Source organism: Kribbella sp. NPDC048837 (assembly GCF_055586945.1).
Genome location: NZ_JBVJHF010000001.1, coordinates 1,538,052 through 1,556,009 on the forward strand (window position 1 = coordinate 1,538,052; position 17,958 = coordinate 1,556,009).

The following is a 17,958-nucleotide window of genomic DNA, read 5'->3' on the forward strand; positions in this document are numbered from 1 at the left end:
GGGATCTTCCGGATCGGTGAGTGCTGCTGCAGCCCGTCCGTAGTGAATGTCGCTGCCGCAGTTGGAGCAGTCGATGTGCGAATCGCTGATCTCCAGGTACTTCTGCGCGCTGACGACTGTGGTCTCAGCACAGCTTGAGCATCGCATGGAGTAGTCGTAGTCGAACGAGACCGGCCGCTCAGTCAGCTCGAACGCCATCACGGCCTCTCCTGTCGGTCTCTCGTCGACTTCACGATGCCACTCACGCGCCGGTGCCAGCGGTATGGCTCGCTGTCGCCCGTAGGAATCCGCTCAAAGTCTCCCCTCCCCAAACGTTGAGCTGCGTCCGTGTTCGGCGGCTGGGGAGGTTGGGTGGCGTTTGCGAAGGATCAGTGGACCAAGGCGGTCAAGCAGGCTGATGGGAGTGTTAAGCGGGAGCGGGATGAGATGCGGTGGGGGCGGGGGAAGCGGTGGTTGGGGGTTTGGATTGATCCGCAGGGGAAGGAGAGGTCGAAGGCCTTCGAGACGAAGGCCAGGGCGGTGCAGTACGCCACGGGGATGGAGACGGACCGGGATCGTGGGGATTATCTCGATCCGAATGCCGGGAAGGTGCGGCTGGATGAGATCTGGCCGCGGTGGATGAAGTCCCGGACGATTGATCCAGCCAGTGAGATCCAGTACGAGTCCAAGTGGCGGCTCCACGTGCAACCGACGTTCGGGCGGCGGATGGTCAAGAGTCTGCTGCCGTCCGAGATCGCGGTGTGGCTGACCGATCTGATGGGTACGTACGGGCCGTCGACGGCTCGGGGTGCGTTCCTGGTTCTGAACGGATGTCTCGAGCTCGCTGCGGCCGACGAGCTGATCAAGCGCAATCCTGCGCAGGCCCGGATCGTCAAGAAGCCGGCCAGGAAGTTCTCGGAGGTCGTTGCGTGGTCGGACGAGACGATCGAACGCATCATCGAAACCCACCCCGAGCAATACCGGCTCATTCCAACCGTCGGATCGACCGCCGGCCTTCGCCAGGGCGAACTCTTCGGGCTCGCGATCGAAGACTTCGATTTCGACGAACAGGTGATCAGAGTCCGGCGCCAGGTCAAGCGACTCGGCCAGCAGTGGGTCTTCGCGCTGCCGAAGAACGACAAGGAACGGATCGTGCCGATGTCTGCGCACCTGGCGAAGCTAGTCAGCGAGCACATCGAGAGCTTCGGTACGACGACCATCGCGATGCCGTGGGAGCGGATCGAAGGCGACCTGCGGAACCATGCGCTACTTTTCACCTGGCCGGACGGCAAGGCCCTCCGAGCGGATCTCTATAACCTGATGATCTGGAAACCCGCCATCGTCGCGGCCGGCGTCATTCCGGCGCCTGTCAAAGACCGCCGGGGTCGACTCCGCTATCAAGCGGACTACACAGCCGGAATGCATGCCCTACGCCACTACTTCGCCAGCATCACGCTGGCGGACGGGGTCAACATCAAGGAACTTTCCGAGTACCTCGGTCACCATGACCCAGGCTTTACTCTGCAGATATACACGCATATGTTGCCGTCGTCGCACGACCGCGCTCGTCAAGCCGTGGATCGCCGGCTCGGCCGACTTGCTCTGCGGCTGACGGAGCAGCGACGGAGCAGGGACGATCACGGCCTCGACGATGGGCCACTCGATGGTGGCCCCAGCCTCCTCTGACGGGACACCAGAGTAGGACGAGATCCCTTACAGATAAGGCTATTTCAGCTCGGCAGATGTCTTCCTGAGCAACCTCCGAGCGACGATCAGCTGCTGGATCTGCTGCGTGCCCTCGAAGATGTCGAGGATCTTGGAGTCTCGGGACCACTTTTCGAGGAGGTGGTGTTCTGAGTAGCCGAGGGTGCTGGTGAGTTCTGTGCAGCGGAGGGTGATGTCGTTGGCGGTGCGGCCGGCTTTGGCTTTGGCGATGGAGGCTTGGAGGGAGTTGGGTTGTTGGTTGTCGGCCATCCAGGCGGCTTGCAGGGTGAGCAGGTAGGCGGCTTCCCAGTCGGCTTCCATGGAGAGGTACGACGCTGCCGCGGCGGGCTGGAGGTGGACGGGGCGGTCGTAGTCGACCTCGACGCCGGCGTCACGCAGCAGGTCGCGGGTCAGTTCGAGGGAGGCCCGGGCCACGCCGACGGCCATGGCTGCGACCAGGGGGCGGGTGTTGTCGAAGGTCTGCATGACGCCCGCGAAGCCTTTGTCGGTGTCGATGTCGGGCGAGCCGAGCAGGTTCTCGCGCGGGACGCGGCAGTCCTCGAAGCGGATCGTCGCGGTGTCGGACGCGCGGATCCCGAGCTTGTGCTCGAGCCGCTCCACCGTCATGCCGGGCGTGTCCTTCGGTACGACGAACGACTTGATCGCGGCCCGCCCGAGCGACTTGTCCAGCGTCGCCCACACCACCACGGCGTCGCAGCGCCCACCGGCGGTGACGAAGATCTTCTCGCCGTTCAGCACGTAGTCGTCGCCGTCGAGCCGAGCCGTCGTCTGGATGTTCGCCGAGTCTGATCCACAGCCGGGCTCGGTGATCGCCATCGCCGCCCACACGCCATCGAAGCGACGGAGCTGCTCCTCGGACGCGACCGACGCGATCGCCGAGTTGCCGAGGCCCTGGCGTGGCATCGACAGCAGGAGCCCGACGTCGCCCCAGCACATCTCCATGATCGACAGCACCGACGACAGGTTCGACCCGTTCACGACCCCGTCGACGACGTCGTCAGTACGCCGTACGCCGGAAGCGCCCGCGCCCGAACCGGTGCCTGAGGCACCTAATCCGTCGACCATCGCCGCGAGCATGTCGAGCTCGACCGGGTACTCGTGTTCGGCCAGGTCGTAACGGCGTGAGTTCGGCCGCAGCATCTCGGCCGCGACCTGGTGCGCCTGGTTGACGAAGGCCCGGAACTTGCGGGGCGTCTCGAGGTTGATCATCAGACCAGCACCGCACCTTCCATCACGCCGATGGCGCGCAGGTCGCGGTACCACCGTTCCACCGGATGCTCCTTGACGAACCCGTGCCCGCCGAGCAGTTGTACGCCGTCCGTCCCGATCTGCATGCCCTTGTCGGTGCACAGCCGCCGCGCCAGCGCGACCTCGCGAGCGAACGGGAGCGCCCTCTCAGCGCGCGATCCGGCCCGGTACGTCACCAGTCGCATGCCCTCCAGCTCGATCCCGATGTTCGCCACCATGAACGCGACCGACTGCCGGTGGCTGATCGGCTCACCGAAGGCCGTCCGCTCGTTCACGTACGGCGTGACGTAGTCCAGCACCGCCTGCGCCGTACCGAGCGAAAGCGCGCACCACCCGAGGCGAGACAACCGCACGCACTCGGCATAGTCCTCGGGCGTCCCCAGTTGCACGGCCGGGACGTCCGCGAGGATCACCCGGCTGAGCGACGCCGCCCGCAGGCCCATCGACGGCTCGGCCTCGACGGTCACGCCCGGGTGGTCGGACTCGACCAGGAACAACGCGGGCCCGGACGACTCCACGTCCGCGGCGATCACGAACAGTTCGGCCTCGGCCCCGCGGGGCACCAAGGACTTCACGCCGTTCAGCAGGTGGCCGGTTCGTTGCCGCGTCGCCCTGGTTCGCAGCGTGAACGGATCGAACAGCGGCCGCGGTTCCAGGATCGCCAAGGCCGCCGCGGGTACGGACGACCCCGTGAACGCCGGCAGGTATGTCGCCTGCTGGGTCTCGTCGCCCCACAACGAGATCGCCGTACTCACGGCGGCCGGTGCCAGGCAGGCGACGGCTTGTCCCATGTCGCCGTGGGCCATCGCCTCGGCGACGAGTACGCCGGTCATCGCGGACCGCTCGGTCACGATGCCGCCGAGTTCCTCGGGGACCTCGATCAGGCTGAGTCCGAGGTCGGCGGACGACGAGAGGACCTTCTCGTCGGTCGCGCATGCGGTGTCCGCCCTGGCGGCAGCGGGGCGCAGTACCTCCGCGGCGAACTCCCGGACGACCTCGACGACCAACTGCTGGTCCTCGGTCGGGGTCAGGTCGAACTTCCCGGTGCCGCGGGCGGCCGGCAGGCGTGACGGTTTGCTGAGCTTCGAGGCCGCGGAGAAACTCCGGGAAAGTGCTCCCGCCGTGCGGAAACCGGTCTTGGTCGCCTCGAACACCGCGCGCTCGGTCTGCTTGCGCAACCCGAACCGGTCGATCGTGCGCGACTTCGCCAGCCGGTTCAGCAGGGCGACCCCGACTCCGATCACGTCCCGCCGCCCGCGTGTCCGCTCCTGAAGGCTCATGGCAGCCACTGTAAACCGAAGTTACAATTCAAGTCACGCTCGGCCCCGGATCCGCGCTGGTAATCTGGCGGCTCGTTCGAGCGACTGGAGCAGGCTGTGGCGGTGAGCATGTCCGACGTGGCTCGCCACGCGGGGGTCTCGCAGAGAACGGTCTCCAACGTGGTCAACAACTACGTCCACGTCTCCCCCGCCACCCGCGCCCGGGTCCAGGCGAGCCTCGACGCGCTCGGGTACCGCCCGAACACCGCCGCCCGCCGGCTCCGCACGGGCCGCACCGGCACCGTGACGCTGGCTGTTCCGACGTTCAGGGAGCGCTACTTCGCCGACCTCGCCGAGGCCGTCATCGCGGCCGCCCGGCAACGCGGTACGACGATCCTCGTCGAGACGACCGGCGGCCACCACGAGGCCGAGGTCGAGCTACTCCGCGGTGGCGGCGAGATCCTCACTGACGGCCTGATCATGAGCGCGGTCGCGCTGGGCCGGGCGGACGAGGAGCAGGCGCGGGACCGGAAGCATCCGGTGGTGCTCGTCGGGGACCGCGAGCCCGGCAGCGAGATCGACCATGTCGGGATCAAGAACCGGGAGGCGGCGCAGGCGGCGGTCGCCCATCTGCTCGACACCGGGCGGCGCCGGATCCTGCTGCTCGGGGCGAACAACGGGCCCAGGCGATCCTTCCAGCTCCGCCGCCAGGGATACCAGGCCGCGCTGAAGAAGCACGGACTCGAGGTCGATCCGAGCCTGCTGATCGACTGTGGCTGGACGACCGCGGAGGCCGCCGAGACAGTCTCCGAACTGCTCCGGAACCACAGACCGCTGCCCGATGGCATCTTTGCGATGAACGACTCGGCTGCGCTCGGGGCTATCCGTGCGCTGGTTCGGGCTGGGATCGACGTGCCGGGGCAGGTCTCGGTCATCGGGTTCGATGACATCGGCGAGTCGAGCCTGTCGACGCCGTCGCTCAGCACGGTGGCACCGCTGCTCGACGACATCGCCGGCATGGCGCTGGACCTGCTCGAGGAACAGTTCGGCGCCGAGGAGCCCCGCGTCCCACAGCACCGGATGGCCGGCTACGAGCTGCGCCTCCGCGAGAGCACCACCCGCTGACTCGTCGGACCGACGCTCCACAACCTCTTGTTCTCGGTGTTTGCTACGTAGTAAATTGCGCGACCATGACGCGTACAGCCCCCGCCCCCGTGTTCAGTGGAGATGGCCGGATCGAGTTCGCCGACCACTCCTACCCCGACCCCGGTCCCGGTCAGCTCCTGCTCGGTGTCCAAGCGAACGCCCTCTGCGGAACGGACCGGGATCAGTACTTCGGTGGGTCCAGCGTCGTACCCGGGCACGAGGCCGCGGGCACCGTGATCGCGGCCGGCGAAGGGACCAGCGTCCCAGTTGGCAGCCGTGGAGCTGTGTTCCTGATGGACTTCTGTGGTGAGTGCCGGAGCTGCCGGCTCGGGGCCACCAATCAGTGCCTGGCCAAGCGGGCGGACATGGGATTCACCCATGACGGCGGGTACGGACCGTACGAACTGGTGCACGAGACGAACTTCTTCCCGGTCACCGACGACATCGAGATCGGCAACGCGACCATGTTGCTCGACGTGATGGGGACCAGCAGTCACGCGCACGGCCGGGCCGCGCTGGTTCGGCAGGACGTCGAGAGCATCTACATCGCCGGCGCCGGTCCGATCGGGCTCGGCCTGGCGGTGATGAGCAGACTGAAGTACGGCGCCGACGTCCCGGTGTTCGTCTCCGACATCTCGCGGTGGCGGCTCGACTTCGCCGAGAGCTTCGGCGCGATCCCGGTCCTCGCCGACGACCTGAAAGCCGTCGGGAATCCGGACATCGCCTTCGACTCCTCCGGCAAGGAGGTCGCCCGCCGGGCCGCCCTGGACATCCTCGGCAAGCGCGGCACGCTGATCTGCGTCGGCCACGGCGAGACCGTCACGATCGACGTGTCCAGCGACCTGATCGCGCCCGAGCACGCCATCCTCGGCAGCGAGTACTTCCGGTACGACGAAATGGCCGCCAACCTCGCACTCCTCCGGGCCAACCAGGAGCTGATCGGCCGGGTGGTCAGCCACCGCTTCCCCGTCGCCGACATCCGCGAGGCGTTCAAGCTCTTCCTCGCCGGCGAAACCGGCAAGGTCGTCGTCACCCAGGAGCTCGCCTCATGACCGAACGACTCCGGGTCGCCGTGGTCGGAGCCGGCGGCTGGGGCGAGCAGCACGCCCGCATCTTCTCCCGTCGTGAGGACACCGAGCTCTGCGCGGTCGTGGGCCGCACACCGGAGAAGACGCAGAAGAGGGCCGAGCGGTACGGCGCGACGCCGTACACCGATCTCGATCTCATGCTGGAGCGCGAGCAGCCGGACCTGATCACGGTCTGCCTGCCGAACGAGGACCACTTCGACGTCACGTTGCGCTTGGTGCGGACCGGCGTACCGCTGCTGGTCGAGAAGCCGCTGGTGTTCGATCTGACCGAGGCGGACACGCTGCTCGCCGCGGCCGGTGAGCGGTTCTTCGCGATCAACTTCAACCACCGGTACGCCGAACCCGTCCAGCGCGCCAAGGCCCTGATCGACGCCGGCGAGATCGGTGAGCCGGTCTTCGCGACCTGGCGGTTCGGCGGCGAGGCCAACCACGGCACCTCGCCGCACGCGAACCTGATCGAGACCCAGTGCCACGGCTTCGACATGCTCGAGCACCTCGTCGGCCCGATCGCCAACCTCTCCGCGCATATGACGGACAAGACGTACGGCGACTTCAGCACGCTCGCGCTGGCGCTGGACTTCGAGAACCGGGCCGTCGGCACGATGCTCGGCAGCTACGACTCGTCGTACGCCTACCCCGACTCACAACGCGTGGAGATCAACGGGACCGAGGGTCGCCTGGTCATCCACGACACCGTTCGCGCGCTGACGTTCTCCCGCGTCGGCGACGATGTCGAACACCGCTGGCACTCCGGCTACTTCGACGACGAGGCGCGCTACTTCGCCGGCACCTTCGACCGCCACGTCGACGCCATCCTCGCCGCCCTCCGCGTCGGAGCCGAGCCGCCCGTGCACGCCGAAGCCGGCCGCCGAGCCCTCCAACTGGCCCACGCCGCCATCCAATCCCACGAGACGGGCCGCCGCATCACCGTCCCACCCGCGTGACCGCCGTACGATCCGTGCATGGGTGCGACGGAGAACCGGACCAGTGAGCTTGTCGATCGGCTGTTCCGGGATGCGGGTGGGGCGCTCGAGTTGTACGCCGTCTACCTCGGTGAGCGGCTGGGGTTGTATCGGTCGCTGGCGGAGCACGGCGCCTCCACGTCGGGTGAGCTGGCCGAACGGACCGGGACTGCCGAGCGGTACGTTCGCGAGTGGCTCGAGCATCACGCTGCTAGCGGGCTGATCGCTGTGGATGATGTCGCGGCGGCGCCGGGCGTGCGGCGGTATGAGCTTCCGGCTGAGCACATCGCGGTGCTGGCCGATCCGGATCACGTCGACTATCAGGCGTACAAAGGGGTGGAGCTTGCCCGGGCGGCGCGGCAGCTTCCGCATCTTGTCGAGGCGTTCCGGAGTGGTGGTGCGCCGCCGCATCAGGCGTGGGAGCCGGAGGGGCGGGCGGAGTTCAATCGGTCGATCTATCTGAATCGATTGGGGAAGGAGTGGTTGCCGGCGATCCCGGAGATCGATCGCCGGCTTCGGGACGAACCGCCGGCCCGGGTGGCCGACTTCGCGTGCGGCACCGGGTGGTCGTCGATCGCGATGGCGCAGGCGTACCCGCGGATCAGCGTGCACGGGTTCGACCTCGACGAGGACGCGATCGCCGCGGCCACCCGGCACGCCGAGGAGACAGGCCTGGCCGATCGCGTCACCTTCTCGGTCGCAGACGCGGCGGACCCCGCTCAGGCCGGAACATTCGACCTGGTGACGATTCTCGAGGCGTTGCATGACATGCCTCGGCCGGTTGAGGCGTTGCGGAGTGCGCGGGAGATGCTGGCGCCCGGTGGAACGGTGCTGATCGCGGACGAGTTGGTCGAGGACGAGTTCACCGCGCCCGCGTCGGAGCTCGAGCGGTACCACTACGGCTGGAGCCTGATGTCCTGCTTGCCGGATGCGATGGGCGACCCGGAGTCGGCGGCCACCGGAGCGGTGATGCGCCCGGAGACCCTGAGCCGCTACGCAACCGGAGCCGGCTTCCGGGACGTCGAGGTTCTGCCTTTCCGCACAGAGCTCTGGCGCTTCTACCGACTGGTCCCCTGACCGGAGATCGCGTCGGCCTTCGCGGTCAGGTAGCGCTGCTCGGGCAGGCTCGTCGTACGGCGGGCCGCGGCAAGGTAGAGCTCGTGGGCCTGAGCCAGATCCCCCGCCCGCTCGTACAAGTGCGCCCGTACGGCGTCCAGGCGGTGGGTCTCGGTGATGTTCTTGTCGTCGTCCAGCGTGGCGAGGAGTTCGAGGCCGGCCGCCGGACCCTCGACCTGGGCGAGCGCGATCGCGCGGTTGAGCGTGACCATCGGGTTCGGCGCGAGCTTCTCCAGCAGCAGGTACAGCGACAGGATCTGCGGCCAGTCGGTCGCGTCGGCGCTCGGCGCCTCGGCATGGATCGCCGCGATCGCCGCCTGGATCTGATACGGACCGACGGCACCGCGGGCGAGCGTGCTGAGGATCAGCTCGGCGCCCTCGGCGATCTGCGCGCGGTCCCACAGCGTGCGGTCCTGCTCGTCGATCGGGACCAGGCCGCCGTCCGCGGTGGTCCGCGCCGCACGCCGGGAGTCCGTCAACAGCATCAACGCCAGCAGCCCCGCCACCTCACCGTCGTCCGGCAACGCCGAACGCAGCATCCGGCCGAGCCGGATCGCCTCGGCGGTCAGCTCGACCCGCTGCAGCTCCTCCCCCGAGCTCGCGGTGTAGCCCTCGTTGAAGATCAGATAGAGCACCTGCAGTACGACGCGCAGCCGGTCGGCCCGCTCGTTCTCCGGCGGCATCACGAACCGGCTGCCGGCCGCCTTGATGCTCTTCTTCGCCCGGCTGATCCGCGGCGCCATCGTTGCCTCGGGCACCATGAACGCGCGGGCGATCTCGGCCGTCGTCAGACCGCCGACCGCGCGCAGCGTCAACGCGACCTGCGACGCCGGCGTGACGGCCGGATGACAGCACAGGAAGAGCAGCGTCAACGTGTCGTCGGACTCCGGCGGCCCGTCGACATCGGCGCCCGGGGCAACCAACTCCTCCGGCCCGGCCATCGCGGCCACCGAGTCCTCCCGGCGCCGCCGCGCACTCTCACTGCGGAACTGATCCGTCAGCCGCCGGGTCGCGACCGTGATCAGCCAGCCCCGCGGGTTCCCCGGTACGCCATCGACCGGCCACTGCGTCGCCGCCGCCAGCAGCGCCTCCTGTACGGCGTCCTCACACAGATCGAACTGCCCGTGCCGACGCGCGAGGAAACCCAGCACCTGCGGCGCGAGCTCCCGCAGCAGCCCCTCCACCTCACTCACCCGCGGACCCCCTCACGCATACGACCAGCCCGACCATCTGTCCGCGCGAAGAACGATCACCGGCCCAGCCGGCGGGTCAGCCTCGTACTGCGGATACTTCGCCACCAGCAACTCCACCACCGCCGGCGCTTCCGTCAGCACCCGCGCCACCCCGTCGACCCGGACCCACCACAGATGTGTCCAGTCCTCGTCGTACTCGTCGACGAGCACCGCCACCCGCGGATTCGCCGCGATGTTCCGCAACCGCTTCAAGTCCGTCGTCGTCTTCGGCTTCTGATCCACTCCGATGAACAACTCGTCCCCATGCACCGCATACGTCACCGGTACGACGTGAGGCCGCAAGTCGGCCCCGACCGTCGCCAGCCGTGCGACCCGCGCCGCCGCGACCCGGGCTCGACAAGTGGCTTCGTCGAGTTTCAACGCTGCAGGTGCCGGAGGGCCGCGGTCGGGAGAGTGCGGGTCAACGGACCGATGACGGACGCGTCGCGAAGCGCAGTGCGCGCGGCCAGATGACCGCAGGCGCCGTGGACACCGCCACCGGGGTGAATCGCCGAACTCCCGAGGTAGAGACCGGTGACGAAGGTCCGCGCGCTGCCGAGGCCGATGGTCGGACGGAAGATCAGCTGCTGCTGGAGCTGCATGGTGCCGCCACCGAGCGCCCCGAGTCCGAGCGCGGCGTTGGCCGACTCCAGGGCCGACGGGCGTTGCAGATCGCGGGAGATGATCAGGTCGGTGAAGCCGGGGGCGAATCGCTCGATCGCGCGGTCCATCCGGCCGGCCAGCTTCTCGGCGGACTCGTCGTCGGCGATCCCGCGCGGGAGATGCGCGTAGGCCCACACCGCCTCGGTGCCCTCGGGTGAGCGGGTCGGGTCGGACTTCGTGGTCTGCCCGATCAGCAGGAACGGCTGCGCGGGCAACCGGCCGGTGTCCAGATCCGCCGAGAGGTGCAGCAGTTCGTCGGCCGTCCCGCCCAGGTGCACGACCCCGGCGGACCGGGCTTCGGGAGCCTTCCACGGGATCGGCCCGCTCAGCCGGAAGTTCAGCTTGACCGTCGGGTAGTCCCACTCGTAGTGCTCGTCCAGATCCCGCCGCAGCCCGGCCGGGATGATTGCGTCAGGCAACAACTCGCCGTACAGCACCGGCGCGGAGGTGTCCGCGACGACGGCCCGCGTAACCGCGACGGTCTCCCCCGACGCCGTGCGTACGCCGGTCACCCGGCCGGCGGACACGTCGATCCCGGCCACCGGCGTACCGGGGAACAACAGGGCGCCCGCGCGTTCGGCCCGGCTGACCAGGGCACCGGAGAAGGCCGCGGAACCGCCGGCGGCGACCGGGAAGCCGACGTCCTGCGCGAGCATCGCCAGCAGCCAGCCCATCGTTCCGCTGACGCTGCCCGACAGCGGCGCGTCGGCGTGCAGCGCGTTGCCGGCGATCACCGCCGGACCGTGCCGGCCCTCGAACAGTTCCCGGCCCATCCGGTGCATCGGCAGCGCCATGAAGCGCGCGAACCGCAGCAACTCCCCCGCCGAACCGAGCTTGCGCGCCAGCTTGATCCCCGGCGCGACCGGCGGCCAGGTGGTGAGCAGCGACGTGAGCAGCGGCTCACGGATCGTCACGTACTGCTGGTAGAGCCGCAGCCAGGCGTCACCGTCGCCGGGATGCTCGGCACCGAGCGACTTGGCGGTGTCTTCGGGATCGGGATGGATCGCGGCCGCGGCACCCTCGTCGTCCAGCAGGTGCACGAGCGGCAGCGGCGCGTTCGCCCACTTCAGGCCGAACTTCTCCAGCTCCAGCGCCCGGATCACCGGGGACGCCACCCCGAGCGGGTAGTTCGAACTGAAACGATCACTGATCCAGCCGTCGTCGGTCACGGACCGGACCGCACCGCCGAAGGTGTCGGCCGCCTCGAGCACCAGCACATCCCAGCCCGCGTCGGCGAGGGCGATCGCGCTGACGAGGCCGTTCGGCCCCGAGCCGATCACCACGGCGTCAACCTTGCGCGGCAACATGCCTACGACCTTAACTCGATCTCCCGCATCAGGCTGCTGACCTCGCGGGCGCGCCCCACCATCGCGGGATCGACCATCCGGCCGTCCGGGAGCACGATCACACCGCCCGCGGACACGCCGGCCTTCTCGACGGCAGCCAGCAACGCTTCGGCTTCGGCCACCTGCACGGCGCTCGGCGTGAAGCACTCGACGATCGTGGCCAGCTGCCGCGGATGGATCGCCGTACGCCCGACGAAGCCGAGCTCACGCCCCTCCAGCGACGTACGCCGCAACCCGTCGACATCGTTCACGTGCGGGAACACCGACATCATCGGAGCACCCAGCCCGGCCGCCCGCGACGCCGACACCAGCCGCCCACGAGCCCACGCCAACCCGGCGGACCCGTCCACGCCCAAAGCGCTGGACAGATCCGACTCACCCAGCGCGATCGCGACCACGCGTGGATCCGCCGCGGCGATCTCGAACGCCCGCTCCAGCCCGAGCGGCGACTCGATCAGCGCGGTGATCCTTGCCGACGGCACCTGTTCGAGAACCGTCTGCACATCGGCCGCGCTCTCCACCTTCGGCAACCGGATCCGCACCGCCGGTACGGCGGACACCGCGGCCAGATCGTCCTCGATCCACGGCGTGCCGAGCCCGTTCACCCGGACCTCTACCGGCCCGTGCGCGTTCGCGGCGATCCAGGCGACCGCCCAGCCGCGGGCGTCCGCCTTGTCGTCGACCGGCACGGCGTCCTCCAGGTCGAACACCACCACATCGGGGCGCGCGGCCACCGCCTTCGCGAACCGGTCCGGCCGGTTGGCCGGAACATACAGTGCCGTCAGCACCCAACGCCCCCTCGAACGACAGTTCACACCACGCCCGCGGCCCGCAACGCTGCGAGCTGCTCGGGCGTGACTCCGATCTCCGCGAGCACCTCGTCGGTGTTCGCACCGTGCGGCCGGCCCGCCCACCGGATCGACCCCGGCGACTCGGACAGCCGGAACAGCACATTCTGCATCTGCACCGGGCCACCGAGCTCCTCGTCGTCCACGGCCACGATCGTGCCGAGCGCGGCGTACTGCGGATCGGCCATGATCCCGCGGATGTCGTGGACCGGGCCGACCGCGGCCTCGGCCTTCTCGAACTCGGCCATCACCTCGTCCAGGGAGCGCTCCCCGATCCAGGACCCGACCGCCTCGTCCAGCTCGTCGGCGTGCTGCGCTCGCTCCCGCCCCGTCGCGAACCACGGCTGCGCGACCAGATCCGCCCGGCCGACGAGTGTGACGACCCGCTCGGCGATGCTCTGCGAGCTGGTCGACACCGCGACCCACCGGCCGTCGGCGGTCCGGTAGACGTTGCGCGGAGCGTTGTTCGACGAGCGGTTCCCCAGTCGCGGCTGGACGTACCCAGTCTGCTGGTACGCCGTGATCCCGCCACCGAGCATCATCAGGATCGGCTCGATGATCGCCAGGTCGATCACCTGACCGGCCCCGGACCGATCGCGTTCGCGCAGCGCGACCAGCACGGCGTACGCCGTCGCCAGCGCGGTGATCCCGTCCGCGAGCCCGAACGGCGGCAGCGTCGGCGGCCCGTCCGGCTCACCGGTGACCGCCGCGAACCCGCTCATCGCCTCCGCGAGCGACCCGAACCCGGGCCGGCCGGACCACGGCCCGACCTGGCCGAACGCCGTCACACGGGCGATCACCAAGCGCGGATTGGCCTCCAGTAGAACCTCGGGACCCAGGCCCCAGCGCTCCAGCGTGCCCGGCCGGAAGTTCTCGACGAGGACATCGTGAGAACGGACCAGGTCGAGGAAGACGTCGCGACCGCGGGACAGGTCGAGCGTGGCCAGCCGCTTGTTCCGGCCGAGCGTCTTGAACCACAGCCCGACACCGTCCTTGGACGCACCGTGCGTCCGCGCGGCATCGGGCCGGGACGGATGCTCGATCTTCGTGACGTCGGCCCCGAAGTCACCCAGGAACGTCGCCGCCAGCGGTCCCGCGAACAGCGTCGCCGCCTCGAGCACCTTCACCCCTTCCAGGGGAGCAGGTCTCATCCCGCACACCTGAAGCCGATGGTCTCGGAACGGTCGAGGCCACCACCGGTCAGCACCAGCTTGAAGCTCACGTCCGGCTCCTGCGGCCCGCCGTCGGCGTACCAGTCGGAGCCCTCGGCAACATAGTGCGAACCGCCCTTGAGGATGCAGAACCGGCTGCGCCCGTCCCGGTGCTCGCTCTCGGTCAGGTTCCACACGAACGGTTCAGCGCGCCGGAAGTCCTCGGAAGCGGCGGCGACCTGCCACTCGTCCTCGGTCGGCAACCGCCCACCCCGCCAGATCGCGTACGCGCGCGCGTCCGGGAGGTCGACGTACGTCACCGGGTGGTCCTCGGTCCCGGCGGCCGGTGCGCCCTCGACCCAGTGCGCGAGGAACCGGTTCGCGACGAGCGGCCGATAGCCGGTCGCGGCCAGGAACTCGGCGTACTGCGCGTTGGTCACCTCGCTGGTCGCGACCGAGATCCCCGGCAGCGACACCTCCCGCTTGACCGTCTGCATGTCGTGCAGCCTGGGCGGCAGCGGCTTCCACTCCTCCACGTACGGCGCCTGGTCGTACAACCCGGTCTCGCGCCGCCGGTGCCGGACGGTCAGCGTCCGCTCCCCCGCCGGTACGACGACGACCGGGCCGATCGACGCCTCACCCGAGACAGCGGGGACCGGGACCAGCTCGGCCGGCGCCATCGGGAACGCGGAGTCCTTGACGTGCGGCCGCGGCATCGTGCCGAGCCGGCGTGCGGTCGCCCGGCACGACGAACCGGCGGTCGCGCCGACCCGGATGACCCCGGCGACACCGCGCCCCGGCACGAACAGGTGGACGCCGTCGTCGTCCGCGGTGATCGGCACGCCGGAGGTCACGTCGTACCAGTCGCCGACCTGATCCTCCGAGCGCAGCACAATGCCGTCGAAGTCCTCCTCGTCGCGGTTGATCAGCGTCCAGAGGGTGATGTCGGCCAGGTCGAAGCGCGAGCCGTAGACGCCGTGGTCGCGCGCCTTGTCCGGGATCTCCGGGGTCAGCTGGATCCAGTCGCCGTTGATCAGCACCGGCGCGAACGCGCGCTGGGCGGCGACCATCCGGCGCAGCGTCGAACGGTCGCGGGCGTTCCAGCCGACCCAGGCCGAGAACACCGACTCCCAGACCAGCATGCCGACACCGTTCACCCAGGCCGACTGCAGCTCGTCGCTGTGATCGCGGTTCCACCGGCGGGTGTGATGCATCATGTGCCGGCGCTCGAACAGGTGCGCGCGCAGCACACCCGGTGCGTGGGTGTCGGCGAACCACTGCGCCCAGGACAGCGCGTGGTCCCCGATCCTTGCCATCGGCAACCGGGACTCACCCTCGAACGCGATCGCCGGGTTCGCCGCGCGCAGCGCGCGGGTGAACGCCGGATCGCCTTCCTTCAACGTGTCCAGGAACACGCCGTCGACGTCGTAGTCGGTCACCAGCGCGGCGAATTCGTCCGCGTCGGAGCGCGCGGCCCGGCGGGTGCCGACGTCCCACGGGTTGTAGTCGAAGAACACCTTCAGGCCGAGCCGGTGCAGGTCGTCGACCAGCGCCCGCAGCCGTGGCACGTCGCGGTAGAAGTCGAACTGGTTGCGCGAGTCGATCCCGATCACCGGGTAGGCGTGCCAGAGCACGATCGCGTCGTACCCGCCGAAGTCGTCGATCCCGTGCTGGACGAACTTCTCCGGGGTGAACCTTCCGGTCTCCACGTCGTACAGCTGGTCGTCCCAGAGCCACACGAGCGCCACCGAGTACGCCGTCTGGGTCCACTCGCGACCGGGCTCGTCGTAGTGCGAGCCGTCGTACGGGGTCCGTTCGAAGGCCCCGAACCGCCACTCGGCGACCTTGGCTCGCCAGCGCGGCAGGTCGGCCGGGTCCTCCGGGGCGCCGAGGATCTTGGCGTCGTCGAGGAACGACAGGTCGGCCCGGAGCCCCAGCTCCACCCGGGCGGGCAGGTCGATGGGCCGCGGTTCGAGCGGATTCACAGGTACACCTCCGCATAACGCGCGTCGATCGCATCCCCGTGAGGCACGGAGGAAATGGCCCCCGCGGCCTGAACACTCAATGAAGCAGCAACGTTAGCGCGTCGGACCGCATTCGTCAGGTCGCTGGCCGTGATCGCTGACGCGGCAGCCAATGTCGCCGCGAGCACGCCACAGAACGTGTCCCCCGCGGCGGTGGTGTCGACCACCTCGACCGGTACGCCGGGCACCGCGATCTCGTCGTCACCGCGGGTCAGGATCACCGCGCCGGCGCCACCGAGGGTGACGACCGCGGCCGGCACCTTCTTCAGCAGCGCCGACCGGTCCGAGCCGGCGATCGCCTCGGCCTCGGTCTCGTTCACCACGAGCAGGTCGACCTCGGCCAGTAGTTCGTCCGGCAGCTCGGCGGCCGGGGCCGCGTTGAGGATGAAGTACGCGCTCGCCGCGGCCGCCCGCTGGACGGTCGCGAACGGGATCTCCAATTGGGAAAGAACGACTTTCGCCGCACCGACGGCCGCGATCGCCTGGTCCGACAACGACAGCTCGCCGTTCGCGCCGGGGGCCACCACGATCGAGTTCTCGCCGCTCTCCTCGACCGTGATGATCGCCGTACCGGTCGGGGCGTCGCTCGACGTGACGAGCGTGAGGTCGACTCCGGAGCTGCCGAGGGCGTCACGGAGCAGCGCGCCTCCGTCGTCGGCACCGAGCGCGGCCACCATCGCCGTCCGTGCACCGGCCCGCGCGGACGCGACCGCCTGGTTGGCGCCCTTGCCGCCCGGTCCACGGGTCATGACTCCCGCGAGGACGGTCTCGCCGGGGCGCGGAATCCGCTGGACCGGGAGGACCAGGTCCACGTTCGCGCTGCCCACGACGACGACTTCAGGCTTCACGCCGGGCCACCTCCACAGTCCTCCGCGCCAGCTCGGTGATCGCGATCTGGTCCATCCCGGGCAGGCTCGTGGCCATCCGGTTGTCTAGTGGTGCAGACCACTCTGCCGGAACCCCGTGCACTGCGCCAAACACCGCACCGACGGTGGCGCCGACCGAGTCCGTGTCCCAGCCTCCCATCACCGCACGACCGACCGCGGTGGCGAAGTCCGGAGCGGTCAGCGCGTACGCCGTGAGTGCGCTGTTGTTCACGGCGTGCACCCAGTGCAGGTCGCCGTACTCCGCGTGCACAGCGTCGAGCGCGTCGTCCAGCTCGAGGTCCTGCAGCGCCAGCCCGAACCGGACGGCACGCGCGATCGCGCCGTCGGCGGATATCACGTCCAGTCCGGCGCGAACCACCTCGCTCGGCGAGTCCAGCACCAGCGCGGCGGCCGACATCGCGGCCACCCACAGCGCACCGTCGACGCCGGCGCCGGTATGGCTCAGCCGGGCGTCGATCAGCGCGAGCCGCGCGGCGGCGGTGCGGTCGCCGGGGTGCGCCCAGCCGTACGCGTCGGTGCGGATCTGCGCGCCGATCCACTCCCGGAACGGGTTGCCGACCAAGGCCGCCCGGGCCGGCTCGACGCCGTCGAGAAGGTTGCGGTAGGCAACACGTTCGGCGGTGAACACGCGACCGGCCGGCAGGTCGTTCAGCCAGGCCAGCGCCACGTCCTCGGTGGTCAGCTCCGACCCGTGCCGCTCCAGCAGCTGCAGCGCCAGGATGGCGAAGTTGAGGTCGTCGTCCTCCGGCATGCCGTCGATGACCTCGCGCAGGCTGGTCGGCTTCGACCGCTTGTTCCACGGCCACCGCTCTTGTACCTCGCTGGGGACACCGATGGCGGTGATGTACTGCGTCAGCGGCCACTGGCCGGACGTCTCCAGGATCTCCCGGATGCCCTCGCGCGGGATCTTCTCCACCGGCTTGCCGAGCAGGTTCCCGGCCGCGCGCCCGAGCCATGCGTTCAGCGTCCGCTGCTCCAGGTCCGCCGGCCGGCCGAGCAGCGGCAGGGCTGGGATCTCCGGCTCACGCCAGGGGGCGGTCCGCGCGTCGAGCTCGTCGAGCAGCTCGTGGGCGAGTGCCCGCAGCTCGGGTGACGCCGGCTGGTCGGTGGCGCCCGACGCCGGGGCGTCCGTCGTACCGCCGGCGGTGAGCCAGCGCGCCTGGACGTCGGTGACGTCGACCCCCTCGGACCGTGACTGGACCAGCTGGTGCGGCAGCAGGTCCTCCGGCTGCACCCAGGTCATTCTCATCGGGCTTGTTCCTTCCCTTGTCGCGCCAGGCGAAA

The 17,958-nt window shown here is 69.5% G+C and carries 15 protein-coding genes; 5 read left to right on the top strand and 10 right to left on the bottom strand.

All coding sequences use genetic code 11. The annotated features are described in order from the left end of the window. Positions 1-351: 351 nt before the first annotated feature. Complete coding sequence (locus tag ACZ6O0_RS07110) at positions 352-1,665, top strand: tyrosine-type recombinase/integrase (protein ID WP_465763902.1); 1,314 nt, start codon at positions 352-354, stop codon at positions 1,663-1,665. A gap of 39 nt (positions 1,666-1,704) precedes the next feature. Here the strand turns inward: ACZ6O0_RS07110 and ACZ6O0_RS07115 are convergent, their stop codons facing one another. Then, positions 1,705-2,913 carry an acyl-CoA dehydrogenase family protein gene (locus tag ACZ6O0_RS07115; RefSeq protein WP_465763903.1) on the bottom strand — a complete coding sequence of 403 codons (1,209 nt, stop codon included), beginning with the start codon at positions 2,911-2,913 and terminating at the stop codon, positions 1,705-1,707. Continuing rightward, positions 2,913-4,232: an acyl-CoA dehydrogenase family protein gene (locus ACZ6O0_RS07120; RefSeq protein ID WP_465763904.1), complete on the bottom strand. Its 1,320-nt coding sequence runs from the start codon at positions 4,230-4,232 to the stop codon at positions 2,913-2,915. Before ACZ6O0_RS07120 ends, ACZ6O0_RS07115 begins: the two co-directional genes overlap by 1 nt. Positions 4,233-4,340: 108 nt before the next feature. Between ACZ6O0_RS07120 and ACZ6O0_RS07125 the strand changes: the two genes are divergently transcribed. The 4 genes from ACZ6O0_RS07125 (at position 4,341) to ACZ6O0_RS07140 (ending at position 8,484) form a co-directional block, all read left to right on the top strand. Then, a complete protein-coding gene (locus ACZ6O0_RS07125) occupies positions 4,341-5,336 on the top strand; it encodes a LacI family DNA-binding transcriptional regulator (RefSeq protein ID WP_465764077.1) in 996 nt (331 codons plus the stop codon). A gap of 65 nt (positions 5,337-5,401) precedes the next feature. Beyond that, on the top strand, positions 5,402-6,409 hold the full coding sequence (locus ACZ6O0_RS07130; RefSeq protein ID WP_465763905.1) for an alcohol dehydrogenase catalytic domain-containing protein: 1,008 nt from the start codon (positions 5,402-5,404) through the stop codon (positions 6,407-6,409). Then, positions 6,406-7,389, top strand: a complete 984-nt coding sequence (locus ACZ6O0_RS07135) for a Gfo/Idh/MocA family protein (RefSeq protein ID WP_465763906.1) — start codon at positions 6,406-6,408, stop codon at positions 7,387-7,389. The genes ACZ6O0_RS07130 and ACZ6O0_RS07135 overlap by 4 nt, the downstream gene beginning before the upstream one ends. Positions 7,390-7,407: 18 nt before the next feature. Further along, positions 7,408-8,484 (top strand): class I SAM-dependent methyltransferase, encoded by a 1,077-nt coding sequence (locus ACZ6O0_RS07140; protein ID WP_465763907.1) that lies wholly within the window; start codon positions 7,408-7,410, stop codon positions 8,482-8,484. Here ACZ6O0_RS07140 and ACZ6O0_RS07145 read toward each other — a convergent pair. The 8 genes from ACZ6O0_RS07145 to ACZ6O0_RS07180 are packed head-to-tail and all read right to left on the bottom strand — an operon-like array spanning position 8,466 to position 17,923. Next, positions 8,466-9,716: an RNA polymerase sigma factor gene (locus ACZ6O0_RS07145; RefSeq protein ID WP_465763908.1), complete on the bottom strand. Its 1,251-nt coding sequence runs from the start codon at positions 9,714-9,716 to the stop codon at positions 8,466-8,468. The two genes, ACZ6O0_RS07140 and ACZ6O0_RS07145, sit on opposite strands and share 19 nt — an antisense overlap. A 12-nt stretch (positions 9,717-9,728) precedes the next feature. Further along, the gene (locus ACZ6O0_RS07150; RefSeq protein WP_465763909.1) at positions 9,729-10,136 is read right to left on the bottom strand and encodes a TIGR03668 family PPOX class F420-dependent oxidoreductase; all 408 of its coding nucleotides are present in this window, start codon (positions 10,134-10,136) and stop codon (positions 9,729-9,731) included. After that, positions 10,133-11,725 carry a phytoene desaturase family protein gene (locus tag ACZ6O0_RS07155; RefSeq protein WP_465763910.1) on the bottom strand — a complete coding sequence of 531 codons (1,593 nt, stop codon included), beginning with the start codon at positions 11,723-11,725 and terminating at the stop codon, positions 10,133-10,135. Before ACZ6O0_RS07155 ends, ACZ6O0_RS07150 begins: the two co-directional genes overlap by 4 nt. 2 nt (positions 11,726-11,727) lie before the next feature. Beyond that, entirely contained in the window at positions 11,728-12,552 is an 825-nt protein-coding gene (locus ACZ6O0_RS07160) for an HpcH/HpaI aldolase/citrate lyase family protein (RefSeq protein ID WP_465763911.1), read from the bottom strand. Between the two features lie 23 nt (positions 12,553-12,575). After that, entirely contained in the window at positions 12,576-13,763 is a 1,188-nt protein-coding gene (locus tag ACZ6O0_RS07165) for a CaiB/BaiF CoA transferase family protein (RefSeq protein ID WP_465763912.1), read from the bottom strand. Then, a complete protein-coding gene (locus ACZ6O0_RS07170) occupies positions 13,760-15,748 on the bottom strand; it encodes an SUMF1/EgtB/PvdO family nonheme iron enzyme (RefSeq protein WP_465763913.1) in 1,989 nt (662 codons plus the stop codon). The genes ACZ6O0_RS07165 and ACZ6O0_RS07170 overlap by 4 nt, the downstream gene beginning before the upstream one ends. Then, positions 15,745-16,635, bottom strand: a complete 891-nt coding sequence (locus tag ACZ6O0_RS07175; RefSeq protein ID WP_465763914.1) for a ribokinase — start codon at positions 16,633-16,635, stop codon at positions 15,745-15,747. The genes ACZ6O0_RS07170 and ACZ6O0_RS07175 overlap by 4 nt, the downstream gene beginning before the upstream one ends. After that, positions 16,625-17,923 carry an ADP-ribosylglycohydrolase family protein gene (locus ACZ6O0_RS07180; protein WP_465763915.1) on the bottom strand — a complete coding sequence of 433 codons (1,299 nt, stop codon included), beginning with the start codon at positions 17,921-17,923 and terminating at the stop codon, positions 16,625-16,627. Before ACZ6O0_RS07180 ends, ACZ6O0_RS07175 begins: the two co-directional genes overlap by 11 nt. Positions 17,924-17,958: the final 35 nt, after the last annotated feature.

Coding starts and splice junctions, on each gene's coding strand:
- ACZ6O0_RS07115 (WP_465763903.1), bottom strand. CDS start 2,913: ATGATCAACCTCGAGACGCCCCGCAAGTTCCGGGCCTTCGTCAACCAG.
- ACZ6O0_RS07120 (WP_465763904.1), bottom strand. CDS start 4,232: ATGAGCCTTCAGGAGCGGACACGCGGGCGGCGGGACGTGATCGGAGTC.
- ACZ6O0_RS07125 (WP_465764077.1), top strand. CDS start 4,341: ATGTCCGACGTGGCTCGCCACGCGGGGGTCTCGCAGAGAACGGTCTCC.
- ACZ6O0_RS07130 (WP_465763905.1), top strand. CDS start 5,402: ATGACGCGTACAGCCCCCGCCCCCGTGTTCAGTGGAGATGGCCGGATC.
- ACZ6O0_RS07135 (WP_465763906.1), top strand. CDS start 6,406: ATGACCGAACGACTCCGGGTCGCCGTGGTCGGAGCCGGCGGCTGGGGC.
- ACZ6O0_RS07140 (WP_465763907.1), top strand. CDS start 7,408: ATGGGTGCGACGGAGAACCGGACCAGTGAGCTTGTCGATCGGCTGTTC.
- ACZ6O0_RS07155 (WP_465763910.1), bottom strand. CDS start 11,725: ATGTTGCCGCGCAAGGTTGACGCCGTGGTGATCGGCTCGGGGCCGAAC.
- ACZ6O0_RS07165 (WP_465763912.1), bottom strand. CDS start 13,763: ATGAGACCTGCTCCCCTGGAAGGGGTGAAGGTGCTCGAGGCGGCGACG.
- ACZ6O0_RS07180 (WP_465763915.1), bottom strand. CDS start 17,923: ATGAGAATGACCTGGGTGCAGCCGGAGGACCTGCTGCCGCACCAGCTG.